Consider the following 17,287-nt stretch of genomic DNA (forward strand, 5'->3'; position numbering starts at 1 on the left):
ACAGCACCGGACATTCAGTGCGGGCGATTGTAGTTAGCTAGCGATGTATAAACCATGTCTTATAAAGAAATAATTTTTATCGATTCCAGCAACAATCCTTCACCAAAGTTGCAAAGATTCGCGATCTTATCGCGTTCGATTCTCAACAAAAACCACAAAAATTGCCGTGTTATTGGGCAGATTGCCACTTCCCTTACAGCCTGTAAGGGCATGACCAATGGATGCAAGTGCCCATAAACCAAGGGATTCGCAGATCCATCAAGCTCTCCAGACTCGCGCCCGTCACGGCACGGCCAGGCCCACGAACTGACAGCACAATTTGTGCGCCGGGTGCAAATTTAAGGGTCGATTCGGCGGGTCAGAAACGTCCTGCGACAGCGTCCGTGTGACAACATGTCGCACGCTGCGCGCACCTTAAGTTGCCCCTCGTCACAGCGCTTTCACAAATCCCTACAAACCAAAACGCTCCGGCCTACTCAAGAAGGCCGGAGCGTTTTGTCGCTGCGAGGGGTCAGGCTTTGGGATGACGGTTGCGGTAGATACACAGGGGTACCAGGACCACTGTCAGCACGAACGCCACCAGCGCCCATTGGGCCAGGGACAGGCCGAGGATCGGCGGGTAAGGGGTGCTGCAGAAACCATCGACCTGGAACCCCAGGGGAAACACTTTGGCCAGGGGCAGATCATCGACGATCGGTTGCAACACATCGATGCCGCAGCTGACCTGAGGAAAGAACTGGGTGTACACATGGTGGCCGGCGGCGGCCACGCCGCCCAAGGCGCTGAGCACCACCAACCCTTCAAAGAAGGTCACCGCGCCTTTGGTGCGCATGGCGGCACCGATAAACGCGAAGACCGCAATCAGCAGCAAGGCATAGCGTTGCAGGATACACAGCGGGCACGGCGCTTCGCCCAGCACCACTTGCATGTACAGCGCGCCGCCAATCAGCGCCAGGCAGATAATGCCCAGCAACACCAGAAAGCGCCGCTCCCTGCCCAAACGCATGTCGTCAATCATCCCCGTCTTTCCCTTTCTCTGATTATGGTTGTGCCTGATGGCAACAAGTTTACACACAGGCAGTGGTTAAAACAGAGAGGGGTTAACAGCGGATTAATCATGGTAAATGTAGTGATTATGCGGACGCCACCGCGGGCAAGCCCGGCTCCCACAGAGAACGCATTCCAATGTGGGAGCCGGGCTTGCCCGCGATGATGCCGATACGGTCAATGGGCTAAAATCTATTCAAGCGCCGCCGCCGGGCCGAAGAACTCATAGCGAGCCTGCTTATCCGGCACACCCAGGGCCTTGAGGTGACGCTTGATCGCCGCCATGAAGCCCTTGGGCCCCAGGAAGTACGCATCGATATCACGGTCTTCGGGCAACCAGGCCGCCAGTTGCTCCTGATTGAGCATCCCGATCTTGTCCGCCGCCGGGCTGATACCGTCATCCTCGGCGTAGCAGTAGAAGCGCTTGAGCTGCGGGTGCTTGGCCGCCAGGGTGTCCACCCAGTCACGGAACGCATGCACCCCGCCATTACGCGCACAGTGAATAAAGTGCACCGGCCGCTCGCTCGCCAGGGCTGCTTCGAGCATCGGCAGGGTTGGCGTAATGCCCACCCCGCCGCTGATCAGCACCAGCGGCTTATCGCTGGCAGCCAGGGTGAACTCGCCCGACGGTGGAAACAGGTCAACCGTCGCGCCAACGTGCATCTGGTCATGCAGGTAGTTGGACACTCGCCCGCCGGCTTCGCGCTTGACGCTGATGCGGTACATGCCGGTATCGGTGAGGGCCGACAGGGAATAGTTGCGACGCACCTCTTCGCCGTCGAGGACCAACTTCAGGCCGATGTACTGGCCGGGCTCGGCAGCCAGGATCGGGCCATTGTCCACTGGGGCAAAATAGAAGGAGATGATCTCGTCACTCTCCTCCACGCGCTTGACCAACAGGAATGGTCGCGCCCCCCGCCAGCCGCCGGGCGCCTGGGCTTTTTCGTCGTAGATGGCCGCTTCGGCACCGATCAAAATGTCCGCCAACTGGCCGTAGGCCGCGCCCCAGGCACTCATCACCTCAGGGGTGGCAATCTCGCTGCCCAGCACTTCGGAAATAGCCCGCAGCAAGCAGGCACCCACAATCGGGTAATGCTCCGGCAGGATCTGCAAGGCCACGTGCTTGTTGATGATCTTGGCCACCAGGTCACCCAACTGGTCCAACTGGTCGATATGCCGCGCATACATCAGCACGCCATTGGCCAAGGCCCGGGGCTGGTCGCCGCTGGCCTGGTGGGCCTGGTTGAACAGCGGGCGGACTTCGGGATACTCGGACAGCATCATGCGGTAGAAGTGGGTAATCAGTGCTTCGCCGCCGCTTTCCAGCAGGGGCACAGTGGATTTGACGATGGCACGGTCTTGGGCACTTAGCATGGCAGACTCCTGGGTCTTTTTACTCATTACCTTTAGGCAGTCAGTATTCGTGCCAACTAATAAATCCTTAATTTTCAACATCTTAAATATTTTGTAGTCAATATGACTTCTTACGCTTTATAGTCATATCGACTACAAGGAGTCATTATGACTGCAAAATCGCTGCTCACCGCCCTGCTGCCGCTGGTCGCCGACCTGTCCCGCGAATTGCCCGAAGGCGAGCGCTACCGCCGCCTGCTGCAAGCCATGCGCGCCCTGCTGCCGTGTGATGCCGCCGCGTTGCTGCGCCTGGATGGCGAATGGCTGGTGCCACTGGCGGTGGATGGCTTAAGCGCCGATACCCTGGGCCGCCGTTTCAAGATCAGCGAACACCCGCGCTTTGAAATATTGCTCAGCAGCCCCGGCCCTACCCGCTTCGACAGCGACAGCCAATTGCCCGACCCCTATGACGGCTTGGTCGCTGGCTTGCACGGCCACCTTGAAGTCCACGACTGCATGGGCTGCCCGCTGTTTATCGACGACCAGCCCTGGGGCCTGCTGACCCTTGACGCCCTCGACAACGAACGCTTTGAACGGGTCGAACTGGACGCGCTGCAAGCCTTCGCCAGCCTGGCCGCGGCCACGGTCAATGTGGCTGAACGCATTGAGCGCCTGGCGCTACGGGCCGAGGACGAGCACCAGCGCGCCGAAATCTATCGCCAGGCCAGCGGTCAGCAGCACAAGGAAATGATCGGCCAGAGCAAAGCGCACAAACGGCTGGTCGAGGAAATCAAGCTGGTGGGCGGCAGCGACCTGACCGTGCTGATCACCGGCGAAACCGGGGTCGGCAAGGAACTGGTGGCCCAGGCGATCCATGCCGCGTCATCGCGTGCCGACAAGCCGATGATCAGCCTCAATTGCGCCGCGCTACCGGAAACCCTGGTAGAGAGCGAGCTGTTCGGCCATGTGCGCGGTGCTTTCACCGGCGCGTTGAATGAGCGACGGGGCAAATTCGAACTGGCCAACGGCGGCACGTTGTTCCTGGACGAAGTGGGTGAACTGTCATTGAGCGTGCAGGCCAAGCTGCTGCGCGTACTGCAAAGCGGCCAGTTGCAGCGCCTGGGCTCGGACAAGGAACACCAGGTGGACGTGCGCCTGATTGCCGCCACCAACCGCGACCTTGCCGAAGAGGTGCGCAATGGCCGCTACCGCGCCGATTTCTACCATCGCCTGAGCGTGTACCCGCTGCAAGTGCCGGCGCTGCGTGAGCGCGGACGGGATGTGCTGCTATTGGCAGGCTTTTTCCTCGAACAGAACCGGTCGCGCATGGGCCTGGGTAGCTTGCGCCTGACCAGTGACGCCCAGGCGGCGCTGCTGGCTTACAACTGGCCGGGCAATGTGCGCGAACTGGAACACCTGATCGGACGTAGCGCGCTCAAAGCCTTGGGCAACTGTCGCGAACGCCCGAAGATTCTCAGCCTGAGCGCCCAGGACCTGGACTTGCCTGACATCAGTGCAGCGGTGATTGATGTACCAGTGCAAGCCGCGCCCATCGCCACTGGCGACCTGCGCCAGGCCACCGAGCACTATCAGCGCCAGATCATCAGCGCCTGTCTGGAACGTCATCAGCACAACTGGGCCGGCGCCGCCCGCGAACTGGGCCTGGACCGCGCCAACCTTGGGCGCATGGCCAAGCGCCTGGGCCTGAAATAGACCAGGCAACTCGGTTAAATGTGTTTCGCTTGGAAAACCGGGTTTACCGGTTTGGGTTTACGAAACACCAATACATTCCCCAACATCACCAGCACCAGCCCCACCAACGCCGGCGCCGTCCACTGGTAGCCCTCGGCGAATGCGGACACATTCAACGCCACCACCGGAAACAGCACGGTGCAATATGCCGCTTTTTCCGGCCCCATGCGGCCGACCAGGGTGAGGTAGGCGGTAAACCCAATCACCGAGCCCGGGATCACCAGGTACCACAGCGCACCGATATACCGTGCGCTCCAGTCCATCTCGAAGGGAATGCCACGCACTGCGCAATAGGTCGCCAACATGGCTGCCCCATAGGCCATGCCCCAGGCATTGGTGGTCAACGGTTTGAGCCCGGCCTTCTGTTGCAGGCTCGACAGCATATTGCCCGCCGAAAAACACAGCGTTCCCAGCAGCGCCAGGCCCAGCCCGAGCAAGGTCTGCGGGCTGGCGGTATGCCCGGCCAGTTCCGGCCAGAACAGAAAGCCCAGGCCCAGCAGCCCCAGCGCGCCGCCCGTCAATACGTTACGTGCAACCCGCTGGCCGAAAAACACCCGGGCATTCAGGGCATTCCACAAGGTCGCCGTGGAAAACACCACGGCGACCAGGCCACTGGGGATCCACTGGCTGGCGGTGAGAAAGCACATGAAGTTGACGCAGAAAAGGCACAGCCCTTGGGCCAGGCAAATCAGGTGCCCGCGGCGGTTCATCACCTGCAATTTGCGGCTGAGCAGCAACAGCGCGAACAGCACCAGCGCCGCCAGGCCGAAGCGATAGACAATCGACACGGGAATCGCCACCACGCCCAGTTGCCATTTGAGCGCGATCCAGGTGGTACCCCAAATCAGCACCGTGAGTAAGTACAAGAAGAGGTTCATAGCAGGCTCCGACGATTGAGCCACAGTGTTGCGGTTAATCGCCCTGAGGTTCTTGCACATTCTTGCGCTTTTGTCGGGTGACGGGCTCACAGCGCTCGCCGCCGGGAGTAGGATGCAAGGCGTCGGAGAACACACCATGCCAGAGCTGGAATCGCTGCACGTCTTTCAATCCCTCAACCGCTCGCCCCACGCACGCCTGGAAGCCTGCGCCGAGCTCGGTGACGGTTTGTCTGCGGCCGTGTGGAGCAACCACCACGATGCCCAGGACTATCAGGCGCCCAGCCATCACACCTTGTCCTGCTATATCGGCGGCGGCACTGGCACCTTTCGTCGCGACCGACCGGGTACCAAGGGCGGCCCCGACAAATTGTGCATTCTGCCGGCCGAGCACCAGTCGGCGTGGGTGATCAATGGCGAGATTCGCCTGGCCCACGTGTATTTCAGCCCGGAGCAATTTGCCCTCGGCTGCGTCACCCTGCTGGACCGCGAGCCGCGGGAATTGCAGTTGCGTGAGACGACCTTCCTTGAAGACGCCCGCCAGGCCCGGCGCTTTCACCAGCTGATTAGCCTCAACTGGCTCGAACCCGCAGAGCGCTTGCTGACCAGCAGCCTGGCCCATGAGTTGCTCAGCCACACCCTGCTCAACCAGGTCGGCGTACGCGAGGGCCTGCGCCTCAAAGGCGGGCTGGCGGCGCACCAACGGCGGCGTCTGGTGGAGTACATCGACCACCATGTCGAAGACCCCATCAGCCTCGGCCAGTTGGCATCAATGTGCGCGCTGTCGGAATACCATTTCGCCCGGATGTTCCGTCAGAGTTTCGGCGTGCCGCCCCATCAATACCTGCTGGCACGCCGTCTGGCGCGGGCGAAGACCCTGCTGCGCAGCAGCACGCTGCCCCTGGGTGAGGTGGCTTTGAGGTGCGGTTTTTCCAGCGCCAGCCATTTCAACCAGCGCTTTCGCCAAGCCTTGGGGGCCACCCCGGGCGAATACCGCCAGGCATTACGCGCCTAGGCCATCAAGCCCAGCGTCGTCGCCTTGGCCACCGCCTGTGGCGTGAAGATGGCGCATGAATGGGGTGGATAGGGCGTTATCAGAAGAGTCGATGAACGCAGCACAACTGTTGCGTAATTAGTAACAGTCCTTGTCCTGAACTGCTATTACTCATTTTGTTACAAGCGACTATTCTTACCTCGCTTTCAGGGCAAATGGCCCGCTCCCTGCTTGGGGAGAACAGCAGATTTACAACGGATTGATCCCGTATTCAGTCTGTTACCGGTGTTCACTGACGTTGATTTGTCGCTCCTTGATCCAACGTCTTACTTCGGCCGCTGCTTATGCAGCGGCCTTTTTTATGCCTGAAATAAAACGGGGCGTCATCGACGCCCCGCGAGATTCAGTGATGTTCCGGCAATGATCAGAGGCTGAACTTCTGCAAGTTGGCCATCATCTCCTTCAATGCCTCAATGTTGTCCTTGGGATGTGCAGCACCTTCGAAATCACAGATCTGCTGCCAATGCGCCGCCACTTCGTCCGGCGAGAAGCCCGCTTCGGGATCAAACCCCACCCCCAGGCTGCGCTCCCAACGGGTCTTGCCGATCCAGCCGCCACCCACTTCGAACAACCCTGAAGTTTCCTGGCAGGCTTCACTGCCCAAATACACCACCAACGGGCTGACCAGTTCCGGCTTGAGCCGCTCGAATACCTGGGGCGGGATCAGCCCTTCGGTCATGCGCGTACCTCCGGTAGGGGCGATGGCGTTGACCAGGATATTGTTCTTGCGCCCTTCCAGCGCCAGGGTGCGGGTCAACCCATACAGGCCCAGCTTGGCCATGCCGTAGTTGGACTGGCCGAAGTTGCCGTAGATGCCTGACGTGGAGGCGGTGAAGATCACCCGGCCATAACCTTGCTCGCGCAGATGGGGCCAGGCGGCACGCGTAACCTTGTAGGCGCCTTCGACATGCACCCGGTAAACCAGATCCCAGTCGCTGTCGTCCATCTTGTGGAAAGTCTTGTCGCGCAGGATCCCGGCGTTGTTGACTACCACGTCGATCCGGCCGAAGACATCCAGAGCGTTCTGTACGATCTTGTCACCGTCAGTGACCGAATCATGGTTGGCCTCGGCAATGCCGCCTGCCGCGCGAATCTCTGCTACCACCCGGTCGGCCGCCGAGGCGTTGGCGCCCTCGCCCTGGGTGGAGCCACCCAGGTCATTGACCAGCACTTTGGCTCCGTGCCTGGCGAACAGCAGTGCATGAGCACGGCCCAGGCCACCGCCGGCACCGGTGACGATCACGACCTTATCCTGGAACTGCACTGATTCACTCATACCGAACTCCGCTGGCGACAATGGGAATAGGCAGAGTGTCACGCACAGCGCCTTTGGTCACAATAAAGACGGCCGAGGCTGAATGGTGCTCGATAAGGCAGCAGGATGATACCCGCTGGAGAAGCCAGGCTCAGGAATAGACCGCTTGCGGCGAAGGCTGGCCGATGCGATCACGAAAGGCCTGGTAATGCCTGAGCACCTGCACCGGCGCCTCGATCTGCGGGTAATGGCCGATATCGGCCAGCAATACCGTGTCGGCGTGGGGCACCAGTTGCTCAAAGCGCTCGACCATATGGCCGCCGGAAATCGGGTCCACCTCGCCGTCGATCACCCGCATCGGCACGCTGCCGTGCTGCATGGCGGCCACCCAGCGATCACGCAGGCGTCGACGCTGGGGAATGTAGGCGATCAGTTTGTGCAGGATACGCGGCCCGTCATTGCAACTGATCAAACTCCAGAAATCATCCAGAGCGCTTTCACTGGGCCGCGTTCGCGGGCCGAATATCTGGCTGAAACTGCTGGCCAGGGCATTGCGCCCGTAAGCCCGGCCGATCATCCAGCCCAACGGGCTGAGCAATAACTTTTGCACCAGGGTGGGACGGTGGGTTTCCGGGAACAGCCCGCCGTTGAGAAAGACGCAACTGGCCATCTGGAACCGGCCTTCGTAATGCCGGGCAAGTAACTCCTGGGCGACGCTGTCGCCGTAGTCATGGGCCAATACATGCACCGGCTGCTCCACTCCCAGGTGTTCAAGCAACGCCTGTTGCAAGTCGGCTTGCTCCAACAGGCAATAGTCGTGGTTCAGGGGCTTGGCCGAGTCACCAAAACCGAGCATGTCGCAGGCAATCACCAGATTGCGCTGGGCCAGGGGCTGCCACAGGTAATGCCAATCCCAACTGGCGGTGGGGAAGCCATGAATAAGCAGCAGAGGCGTGCCCTGCCCGGCCACCCAGTAACGCAGGGTACGGCCACGAAAGACGAAGTCCTGGCCGCGTTTGCGCCAGGCTCTGAGCGGTATCTCGGCGAGTGGCATCAGCTTTTATACCCGGGGTTCTGGTGGTCCAATTTGCGCAGCAGCGCCGGCCAGGCCAGCGCACCTCCCATACCTTGGGCGCTTTTTGTGACAGCCGCCACCATCGCCTTGGCGCCAGCCAGGATTTGCGGCTCGATGGCAATCAGCTGCGCTGCGCCGTTTTGCGCCAGCACCTGGATCTCGCAGGCGCGCTGGAAGGTGAACATCATCAGGAAGGTATCGGCGATGGTGCCAGCACAGGTCAGCAAGCCGTGGTTATGCAGCATGAGGAAATTGTTTTGCCCAAGGTCCGCCTGCAAACGGGCTTTTTCCTCATGGTTCAGCGCTACGCCTTCGTAGGCGTGATAGCCGAGGCTGGACAGCACAAACAGCGACTGCTGACTGATGGGCAATACGCCTTGCTTTTGTGCGCAAACCGCCACACCGGCAGCGGTGTGGGTATGCAACACGCAGGTCACGTCATGACGCACTTCGTGGATGGCGCTGTGGATGGTATAGCCCGCGGGGTTGATCTCGTAGGGGCTGTCCATTTGCTTGTTGCCGGCCTGGTCAACCTTGACGAGGCTTGAGGCCGTGATTTCGTGGAACATCAGCCCATAAGGGTTGATCAGGAAATCTTCCGTGCTCGGCACCTTGGCCGAAATATGCGTGAAGATCAGATCATCCCAACCATGCATCGCCACCAGGCGATAACAGGCCGCCAGGTCAACGCGGGTTTGCCATTCGGCAGCACTGACCTGGGCTTTGATGTTTTCTGGCGATGATGCAGGGGCTAGGCTCACGGCAACGTCCTCCTTGGCGCACTTGTTATTGTGTCTAAGTGAGAGCCAGTCTAGTCAGACGCCGTGGCACAAGGAGTTGCCTTCGCAGCCAGCTTGATGACTGAGCGAGTCAGCCAAGAGAATAGTACAACGGCCGCCCCTTCGCTCAACCGCGCAGCGCGACGACCAGTTCAGCCAGCCAAGGCTCGGCGTCGGCTTCCGGGGTCACGCTTTCGCTGGCGTCCAGGCGCAGCATCGGCAGCACTTCACGCACGCCCAACTCGCCGAACAGTTCGCGCATTTGCTCGCCGCCACCGCAGAACGTATCGCCATAGCTGGCGTCACCCAGGCCGATGACCGCGCCCGGCAGCCCGCGCCAGGCGGCGGGGAGTTGGTCGCGAATGCTTGAGTACAGCAGTTGCAGATTATCGGGCAACTCGCCCATGCCGGTGGTCGAGGTCACCGCAAGGAACGCATCGGGAGCAAACGCCTGCACCTCGCCCAGGCTGGCGCGAGGGTTGTGCCAGGCTTCAAAACCGGCGTCCTTGAGGATTTTTTCCGCATGGCGAGCGACTTCTTCAGCCGTACCGTAGACCGAGCCGGAAAGGATGGCGACTTTCATCAATCTGATCCTGTAGTTGAGTCAAAGCCTGGGATATTAGCAGTCTGTGCCGATAATTCAGCGCGCAGCGTGCAAGAATCAAGACTTGCCTTAAACTTGCACCGTCAAACACAAGCCATGGACCGCTCAATGATTAACGCCAAGCTGCTGCAAATGGTCGTCAATGCCTCAAACGATGGGATCGTCGTTGCCGAGCGTGAGGGCAAGGACAAACCGCTGATCTACGTCAACCCTGCGTTCGAACGCCTGACCGGCTACACCCTGGACGAGATCCTTTATCAGGACTGCCGCTTCCTCCAGTCCGGTGACCGTGACCAGCCGGCACTGATGGCCATTCGTGAAGCCCTCGACAACGGCGGCGCATGTCGCGAGATCCTGCGTAACTACCGCAAGGACGGCACTCACTTCTGGAATGAGCTGTCACTTTCGACGGTGTACAACGAGGCGGACAGGCAAACGTATTTCGTCGGTGTGCAAAAAGACGTCACCACTCAAGTCAAGGCGCAGCAACGCGTCGCCCAGTTGGAAACGCAGTTGGCCGAGCTTAAAAACGAGCTCGCGGCGCTCAAGGCGACGAGTGGAATTAACAAACTGTAAAAAACCCAGTCTTTAGAGCGATAATGGCTTTTTAATGCCTCAGCCTTGAGCTAGATCAATGCACCGCGACACGCTTTTGACGCAGGACGAACTGGACTTTATCCAGGACATGCAGCACAACCCGCAGCTCAATCTGCGGGATGCGTGGTCGAGCCTGACGGTTAATGGCGGCGCGCAGATTCGTGATTTGCTCACGCGGCTGGCCGCTCACGACCAAGTCACCATCCAGGCCCAGTTCGACAACCAGCAGCTCACCTTCCCCCTGCGCTTGGTGGAAGATGAGTTTCATGCGGTGCATCTGCGCCTGGGCGTGCCGAGCATTTTCGAAGACGGGCCGATGATCCGCCCGTGGCGCCTGGCCCTTGAAGCGCCCGTGGCGTTGGAAAACGTCAAGGGCTACCCCAGTGCATTGTGGGTGCACGAAGTATCATTCAAGGGTGTACTGGTAGAAGTGCGCGGCCGGGCGAAACCGCCCAAGACCTTTTCCCTGTGGTTCAGCCCTTCCGGCTACGAACGTATCGCGCTTCGCGGCACGCTGGAGCGGGAAACTGCCCGAGGCCTGTTCGCTTACCGCCTGAGCCAGAGTGATGCAGATGAGACCGAGCGCCTGCGCCAGTTCATTCTGCACCAGCACCGCCTGGTTCATCCCCACGTGCACGCCTGAGTTCAGGTATCCAGGTGACCACTGAGAAACTGCTGCAAGCGGCGCTGCATCAAACGTCCGTCATTGCCCAGGCAACCTATCGATGAGCCTGCCAGGCTGTGCTCGGCGAGGTCCGAGGCATCGCCAGCCAACAGCAACGGGCAATTGAGCGTCAATGCCAGGCGACTGAGCCGCGAAGGCAGTTCTGCACCGGGAGAATGGTTGGAAAACAGCACCAGGGCTTGTGGCCGAGTTCTCTCGCAGACCAGCGTCAACTCATCGAGCGGTTGGCCAACACCCAGGACTTTTACCGCGAGCTTGTCGCTGGATATCAATAAACCCGCGACCAATAGTTCCAGCTCACGACACTCGCCGGCAATGGCGGCCAGCAACACCCTCGGTGCCGGTGAAGCACACGCCAATTGCAGCCGTTGAGCGGTGCGCGAACGCAGGAAGTTGTCGAAAAACAGCCATTCGCTGGCTTGGCCAAAACGCCCCTGGTGACGCAGCAGTTGCTGCCAGAGGGGCATCATGATGTCCTGAAATACGACGGTGGTTGAATAAGCGCTGAAGATTTGTCCGTACAACTGCCCCAGTTCACGATCATCAAAAGCGCTGATGGCCACCCGCAGTTGCGCCTGCCACTGCTGCCATTCCAGTTCGATATCGCTGCGTGACGCCGTGGCCAGCTCGCCGGGCCGTTGATCACGCGCCAGGATCTTGCCCACTTTGCTCACCGCTACGCCGCGTTCGATCCAGTCAAGAATGCGATGAACCGTGTCGATATCGGTGCTTGAGTACAGCCGATGCCCACTTTCGGTGCGAACGGGCTGAATCAAGCCATAGCGACGCTCCCAGGCACGTAAAGTCACCGGGTTAACGCCTGTAAGTCTTGCCACTTCACGAATTGGAAACAGCACTTCGGGGTCAGCGTGACTATCAGGTGATGCTTCAAGAGACGGAGCAATGATTTGGGGCATCAGCTGTCAGCAATATCCATATGGATTTGTATCTTATTTAACGCCCATTGATGCCCATGATTCAAGATCTACGGCGATCCATCCGAAGTTTCTGGCGTATTTCGGCAAAACAGGAATAATCCTTGCCTGTTTTTTACGTCGCTGCAGCACCCCGCAGCCTCGTTCGTGCGCCGCTTACCCGGCCCAGCGCACTCGATACCTGGAGATACACCATGTCTACCTCACCCGTCACATTGATGGTTGCGCGCCGCGTCGCCAAAGGTCGCTACGAAGAATTGATGGCTTGGCTGCGCGAAGGCGAGCAATTGGCCACTGACTTCCCGGGTTACCTGGGTTCCGGCGTACTCGCCCCGCCACCCCATGATGATGAGTTCCAGATCATCTTCCGCTTCGCCGATGAGAAAACCCTGCACGCCTGGGAATTTTCCGCCTCGCGCAGCGCCTGGCTGAGTCGCGGAAGCGAGCTGTTTGCCAACCCTTGCGAGCGTCGTGTCAGCGGTATCGATGGCTGGTTTGGTGCCGTAGGGGCACGCCCGCCGCGCTGGAAACAGGCGGTCGCGATTTGGCTGGCGTTCTTCCCGGTGTCATTGTTGTTCAACTTCGGTCTCGGCCCGCTGCTTGGCGAGTTGGACCTGTTCAGCCGTGTACTGGTCAGCACCGCCGCCCTGACGCCGCTGATGGTTTACCTCTTTATTCCGCTCTCGACGCATCTGTTGGCGAACTGGCTGCACCCCTCGCCACCGCGCAAAGTCACCGAAGCCGCCGTATGAGCACAGGGGCCGGGTCGCTGGTATAGTTTGCGTCTGCCAGCGACTTGAGCCTCCCATGATTGCAACCCACGCACCGATCCTGATCACCGGTGCCGGCCAGCGCGTCGGCCTGCATTGTGCTGAGCGCCTGTTGGATGATGGCTACTCGGTGATTTTCAGTTACCGTAGCGAACGCCCAGGTGTGCAGGCGCTACGTGAACGAGGGGCCATCGGCGTATTTGCCGACTTTTCCAGCGAAGCCGGGATTCTTGCCTTCATCGCGCAGCTGCAAACCCATACCCAAAGCCTGCGTGCGATCATCCACAATGCTTCGGCCTGGGTCGCAGAAACACCGGGCGACGAAAGCCGCGCGTTTATCGATATGTTCAGCGTACACATGCTTGCGCCGTACCTGATCAACCTGCATTGTTCACCCTTGCTGCAACGCTCGACACCTGCCGATATCGTGCACATCAGCGATGACGTGGTGCGCAAGGGCAGCCGTCAGCACATCGCCTATTGCGCCACCAAGGCCGGCCTCGACAGCCTCACGCTATCGTTTGCCGCGCAGTTCGCGCCGCTGATCAAGGTCAACGGTATCGCGCCGGCCATGGTGATGTTCAACGAAGGCGACGACGCGGCCTATCGCGCCAAGGTCCTGGCCAAGTCGGCCCTGGGCATCGAGCCCGGGCCTGAGGTGATCTACCAGAGCGTGCGTTACCTGCTGGACAACCCCTATGTCACCGGTACCACCCTGACCGTCAACGGCGGGCGGCATATCAAGTAAGCCGTTTGCGAGGATGTTGTATGACCCTTTCCCTGCCCCACCACTACCGCGAAATCCTCAAGGGCCTGGGCGAAGACCCAGAGCGCGAGGGCCTGCTCGACACGCCCAAGCGTGCCGCCAAGGCCATGCAGTACCTGTGTCATGGCTACGCGCAGAACCTGGAAGAAATCGTCAACGGCGCGCTGTTCGCCTCCGACAATGACGAGATGGTGATCCTCAAGGACATCGAGTTGTACTCGTTGTGCGAGCATCACCTGCTGCCCTTTATCGGCAAGGCGCACGTGGCCTATATTCCGACCGGCAAGGTGCTGGGCCTGTCTAAACTGGCGCGCATCGTCGACATGTTTGCCCGGCGCCTGCAGATCCAGGAAAACCTTACGCGGCAAATCGCCGACGCCATCCAGGACGTGACCCAGGCTGCCGGCGTGGCGGTGGTGATCGAAGCCAAGCACATGTGCATGATGATGCGCGGCGTGGAGAAACAGAATTCAACCATGAACACCTCAGTGATGCTCGGCGCCTTCCGCGAATCGAACACCACGCGCATGGAGTTCCTGCAATTGATTGGACGGAGCAAGTAGCAATGCCACAACTTCAACCAGGCATGGCGCGCATCCGGGTCAAAGACCTGTGCCTGCGCACTTTTATTGGCATCAACGAGGACGAAATCCTCAACAAGCAGGATGTGCTGATCAACCTGACCATCCTGTATGCCGCCCAGGACGCCGTGCGCGACAACGATATCGACCACGCCTTGAACTACCGCACCATCACCAAGGCGATCATCGCCCATGTGGAAGGCAACCGCTTCGCCCTGCTGGAGCGCCTGACCCAGGAATTGCTGGACCTGGTGATGAGCAACGAATCGGTGTTGTACGCCGAGGTGGAAGTCGACAAGCCCCACGCGCTGCGCTTTGCCGAGTCGGTTTCGATCACTCTAGCCGCCAGCCGCTGATACTAAGTGAGCCCTATGAACGACCAACAACGCCTCGAACTTGAAGCCGCCGCCTTTCGCCGATTGGTGGCCCATCTGGATAGCCGCAAGGATGTGCAGAATATCGACCTGATGAACCTGGCCGGCTTTTGCCGCAACTGCCTGTCCAAGTGGTACAAGGCCGAGGCCGATGAGCGCCAGATCGAGGTCAGCCTCGATGACGCCCGTGAAGTGGTGTACGGCATGCCGTACGCCGAGTGGAAAGCCCAATACCAGCAAGAAGCCAACGCCGACCAACAGGCCGCGTTCGCCAAAGGAAAACCCCATGACTGATCTGAACACCCTGCGCGCCAGCCTCAACAGTGGCGAACACGTCTTTGCCGACACCCTGGCCTTTATCGCCGACGGTTACGACTACCAGCCACAAGCGTTCACCAATGGCGATGTGGAAAACGCAGCCGGACAAAACGAAGGTTCGTGCAAGACCCTGGGTTTGGCGTTGCTGGAAGGCTTGAGCGATCAGGAAGCGTTGCTGGCGTTTGGCGAGCATTACCGGTCGGTGGTGGCGACGCCTGAGGGCAGTGACCATGGCAATATTCGGGCGTTGATTGCCCATGGGTTGGATGGGGTAAAATTTGCCGCGCAGCCCCTGGCTCGCAAATCCTGAGTCAAATACATATCCAAATGTGGGAGGGGGCTTGCTCCCGATAGCAGGTTTCAGCCAAGTATTAGTTGGCTGACACACCGCTATCGGGAGCAAGCCCCCTCCCACATTTTTTTGCAGCGTTGTTTAGAACGAAGCGTCCTTCAAACCATCGAGGTAGCGCTCGGCATCCAGGGCCGCCATGCAACCGGCGCCGGCCGAGGTGATGGCCTGGCGGTAGACGTGGTCAGCCACGTCGCCGGCAGCGAAAATGCCTTCGATGTTGGTCGCGGTAGCATTGCCTTCGCGGCCGCCCTGCACCACCAGGTAGCCATCTTTGGCTTCCAGCACGCCTTCGAACAGCGAGGTGTTCGGGGTGTGGCCGATGGCGATGAATACACCGTCGACTTTCAATTCGTCGAAGCTGCCATCGTTGTTCTTCAGGCGCGCACCGGTCACGCCCATGTTGTCGCCCAGGACTTCATCCAGGGTGGCGTTGAGCTTGAGGATGATCTTGCCTTCTGCCACACGGGCATGCAGCTTGTCGATCAGGATCTTCTCGGCGCGGAAGGTCTCGCGACGGTGAACCAGGGTCACAGTGCTGGCGATGTTGGCCAGGTACAGCGCCTCCTCCACAGCGGTGTTACCACCACCGACCACAGCGACCGGCTTGTTGCGGTAGAAGAAACCGTCGCAGGTAGCGCAGGCCGAAACCCCCTTGCCCATGAACGCTTCTTCCGATGGCAGGCCCAGGTAACGAGCACTGGCACCGGTGGCGATGATCAGGGCGTCACAAGTGTAGACGCCACTGTCGCCGGTCAGGCTGTAAGGCTTCTTGGAGAAGTCGACCTTGTTGATGTGATCAAACACGATCTCGGTTTCAAAGCGCTCGGCGTGCTCTTTCATACGCTCCATCAGCACCGGGCCGGTCAGTCCGTGGACATCGCCCGGCCAGTTGTCGACTTCGGTGGTGGTGGTCAACTGACCGCCCGCCTGCATGCCGGTGATCAGCAGCGGCTTGAGGTTGGCCCGGGCAGCATAGACGGCAGCGCTGTAACCGGCAGGGCCGGAACCGAGAATAATCACTCGCGAATGGCGGGTATCAGACATGACTCGCTCCTATCGACCGCCCGGACTACAAGGCGGCTGGAATAAAAAAGGGACCACGAAGCACTTGGGGAAGGCTTGAACTCGCAGGCCCTGAAAATAATGGGTGCAGCGTATCGAGGGGGGCAAGATTAAGGAAATACGGAATAACAATCCAGCTCATAGGTGGTCTCTATGCAGTCGGCCCGATTAATCGACGCCATTGCTCCCCCTAATGTTACTGATGATGTCGCCGCTTTCGCCCACGATACAAAGCCGGTAAGGTCGGCGCGTTCGTCATCCTGCTCGGAGTTCACCATGCCCGCCCCCGCTCTTTCCGGTCCGCAATACCTGCGTGAAGGCCTCAAACTGGTGTTGAGCCCCGGCTTGCGCTTGTTTGTGCTGCTGCCGCTGGCGATCAACCTGGTGCTGTTCGTCGGCTTGATCTATTTCGCCGGCCATCAGTTCAGCCTGTGGGTCGACCATCTGATGCCGACGCTGCCCAGTTGGCTGAGTTTTCTGAATTACCTGTTGTGGCCATTGTTTGTGGTGTTGGTGGTGCTGATGGTGTTTTTCACCTTCACCATGCTCGCCAATATCATCGCAGCGCCGTTCAACGGCTTTCTCTCGGAGAAGGTTGAAGTGGTGGTGCGCGGCACCGATGACTTTCCGGCGTTCAGTTGGGGTGAATTGATCGCCATGGTGCCGCGTACCCTGGCCCGGGAAATGCGCAAGCTGGGCTACTTCCTGCCACGAGCTATCGGACTGTTTATCCTGTCGTTCATTCCAGTGATCAACCTGATCGCTGCGCCGCTGTGGTTGCTCTTTGGCGTATGGATGATGGCAATCCAGTACATCGACTACCCGGCCGACAACCACAAACTGGGCTGGAACGAGATGCTCGCCTGGCTGCGCCAGAAGCGCTGGCAGAGCATGAGCTTCGGCGGTGTTGTCTATCTGGTGCTGCTGGTGCCGGTGGTCAACCTGCTGATGATGCCGGCGGCAGTCGCCGGGGCGACGTTGTTCTGGGTGCGTGAGCAAGGTGCCGAGGCGATGACGCAGCAGGCCGTGACCCCGTCATAAATCCATCATCAC

20 protein-coding genes are annotated in these 17,287 nt (G+C 59.8%); 11 read left to right on the forward strand and 9 right to left on the reverse strand.

The annotated features are described in order from the left end of the window. Positions 1 to 511: 511 nt before the first annotated feature. Entirely contained in the window at positions 512 to 1,018 is a 507-nt protein-coding gene (locus tag LJX92_RS21975; protein ID WP_032879561.1) for a disulfide bond formation protein B, read from the reverse strand. 221 nt (positions 1,019 to 1,239) lie between these two features. Next, on the reverse strand, positions 1,240 to 2,421 hold the full coding sequence (gene hmpA, locus LJX92_RS21980; protein WP_032879559.1) for an NO-inducible flavohemoprotein: 1,182 nt from the start codon (positions 2,419 to 2,421) through the stop codon (positions 1,240 to 1,242). Positions 2,422 to 2,568: 147 nt separating this feature from the next. Here hmpA and norR point away from each other — a divergent pair, with 147 nt between their 5' ends. Next, complete coding sequence (norR, locus tag LJX92_RS21985) at positions 2,569 to 4,113, forward strand: nitric oxide reductase transcriptional regulator NorR (RefSeq protein WP_148852672.1); 1,545 nt, start codon at positions 2,569 to 2,571, stop codon at positions 4,111 to 4,113. Positions 4,114 to 4,127: 14 nt separating this feature from the next. Here the strand turns inward: norR and LJX92_RS21990 are convergent, their stop codons facing one another. Next, positions 4,128 to 5,030 carry a DMT family transporter gene (locus LJX92_RS21990; protein WP_032879555.1) on the reverse strand — a complete coding sequence of 301 codons (903 nt, stop codon included), beginning with the start codon at positions 5,028 to 5,030 and terminating at the stop codon, positions 4,128 to 4,130. 136 nt (positions 5,031 to 5,166) lie between these two features. On the opposite strand from LJX92_RS21990, the gene LJX92_RS21995 reads away from it, so the two are divergent. Next, complete coding sequence (locus LJX92_RS21995) at positions 5,167 to 6,042, forward strand: helix-turn-helix domain-containing protein (RefSeq protein ID WP_223017920.1); 876 nt, start codon at positions 5,167 to 5,169, stop codon at positions 6,040 to 6,042. 403 nt (positions 6,043 to 6,445) lie between these two features. On the opposite strand, the gene LJX92_RS22000 is transcribed toward LJX92_RS21995, so the two are convergent. The 4 genes from LJX92_RS22000 to LJX92_RS22015 form a co-directional block, all read right to left on the reverse strand. Then, positions 6,446 to 7,357, reverse strand: a complete 912-nt coding sequence (locus tag LJX92_RS22000) for an SDR family oxidoreductase (RefSeq protein WP_032879553.1) — start codon at positions 7,355 to 7,357, stop codon at positions 6,446 to 6,448. A 130-nt stretch (positions 7,358 to 7,487) separates the two neighbouring features. Further along, entirely contained in the window at positions 7,488 to 8,390 is a 903-nt protein-coding gene (locus LJX92_RS22005) for an alpha/beta fold hydrolase (protein ID WP_032879552.1), read from the reverse strand. After that, positions 8,390 to 9,172 (reverse strand): class II aldolase/adducin family protein, encoded by a 783-nt coding sequence (locus LJX92_RS22010; protein WP_228308948.1) that lies wholly within the window; start codon positions 9,170 to 9,172, stop codon positions 8,390 to 8,392. The genes LJX92_RS22005 and LJX92_RS22010 overlap by 1 nt, the downstream gene beginning before the upstream one ends. 145 nt (positions 9,173 to 9,317) lie before the next feature. Next, on the reverse strand, positions 9,318 to 9,773 hold the full coding sequence (locus LJX92_RS22015; protein WP_032879551.1) for a flavodoxin: 456 nt from the start codon (positions 9,771 to 9,773) through the stop codon (positions 9,318 to 9,320). Between the two features lie 129 nt (positions 9,774 to 9,902). On the opposite strand from LJX92_RS22015, the gene LJX92_RS22020 reads away from it, so the two are divergent. After that, positions 9,903 to 10,370: a PAS domain-containing protein gene (locus tag LJX92_RS22020; RefSeq protein ID WP_032879550.1), complete on the forward strand. Its 468-nt coding sequence runs from the start codon at positions 9,903 to 9,905 to the stop codon at positions 10,368 to 10,370. 58 nt (positions 10,371 to 10,428) lie between these two features. Further along, positions 10,429 to 11,034, forward strand: a complete 606-nt coding sequence (locus LJX92_RS22025; RefSeq protein WP_032879549.1) for a hypothetical protein — start codon at positions 10,429 to 10,431, stop codon at positions 11,032 to 11,034. A 2-nt stretch (positions 11,035 to 11,036) separates the two neighbouring features. Here the strand turns inward: LJX92_RS22025 and LJX92_RS22030 are convergent, their stop codons facing one another. Continuing rightward, positions 11,037 to 11,993, reverse strand: a complete 957-nt coding sequence (locus tag LJX92_RS22030) for a MerR family transcriptional regulator (RefSeq protein WP_032879548.1) — start codon at positions 11,991 to 11,993, stop codon at positions 11,037 to 11,039. Between the two features lie 212 nt (positions 11,994 to 12,205). On the opposite strand from LJX92_RS22030, the gene LJX92_RS22035 reads away from it, so the two are divergent. From LJX92_RS22035 to LJX92_RS22060, 6 genes are read left to right on the forward strand one after another with little or no spacing between them, the layout of a single operon-like run. Beyond that, a complete protein-coding gene (locus LJX92_RS22035; protein WP_032879547.1) occupies positions 12,206 to 12,763 on the forward strand; it encodes an antibiotic biosynthesis monooxygenase in 558 nt (185 codons plus the stop codon). Positions 12,764 to 12,818: 55 nt separating this feature from the next. Further along, a complete protein-coding gene (gene folM / locus LJX92_RS22040) occupies positions 12,819 to 13,529 on the forward strand; it encodes a dihydromonapterin reductase (protein ID WP_032879545.1) in 711 nt (236 codons plus the stop codon). 20 nt (positions 13,530 to 13,549) lie between these two features. Beyond that, a complete protein-coding gene (gene folE / locus LJX92_RS22045) occupies positions 13,550 to 14,110 on the forward strand; it encodes a GTP cyclohydrolase I FolE (protein ID WP_005791285.1) in 561 nt (186 codons plus the stop codon). Between the two features lie 2 nt (positions 14,111 to 14,112). Next, positions 14,113 to 14,484, forward strand: a complete 372-nt coding sequence (gene folX / locus LJX92_RS22050) for a dihydroneopterin triphosphate 2'-epimerase (protein ID WP_032857710.1) — start codon at positions 14,113 to 14,115, stop codon at positions 14,482 to 14,484. Positions 14,485 to 14,499: 15 nt separating this feature from the next. Then, on the forward strand, positions 14,500 to 14,796 hold the full coding sequence (locus tag LJX92_RS22055) for a DUF1244 domain-containing protein (RefSeq protein WP_032879544.1): 297 nt from the start codon (positions 14,500 to 14,502) through the stop codon (positions 14,794 to 14,796). Further along, on the forward strand, positions 14,789 to 15,130 hold the full coding sequence (locus LJX92_RS22060) for a HopJ type III effector protein (RefSeq protein WP_148852675.1): 342 nt from the start codon (positions 14,789 to 14,791) through the stop codon (positions 15,128 to 15,130). Before LJX92_RS22055 ends, LJX92_RS22060 begins: the two co-directional genes overlap by 8 nt. 123 nt (positions 15,131 to 15,253) lie before the next feature. Here LJX92_RS22060 and trxB read toward each other — a convergent pair whose 3' ends face one another. Then, entirely contained in the window at positions 15,254 to 16,216 is a 963-nt protein-coding gene (trxB, locus tag LJX92_RS22065) for a thioredoxin-disulfide reductase (protein WP_003194076.1), read from the reverse strand. Between the two features lie 294 nt (positions 16,217 to 16,510). On the opposite strand from trxB, the gene cysZ reads away from it, so the two are divergent. Then, the gene (gene cysZ / locus LJX92_RS22070; protein WP_228308949.1) at positions 16,511 to 17,275 is read left to right on the forward strand and encodes a sulfate transporter CysZ; all 765 of its coding nucleotides are present in this window, start codon (positions 16,511 to 16,513) and stop codon (positions 17,273 to 17,275) included. The last annotated feature ends 12 nt before the right edge of the window (positions 17,276 to 17,287 follow it).

This window comes from Pseudomonas sp. HN8-3, assembly GCF_020790195.1.
Taxonomy (GTDB): Bacteria; Pseudomonadota; Gammaproteobacteria; order Pseudomonadales; family Pseudomonadaceae; genus Aquipseudomonas; species Aquipseudomonas synxantha_A.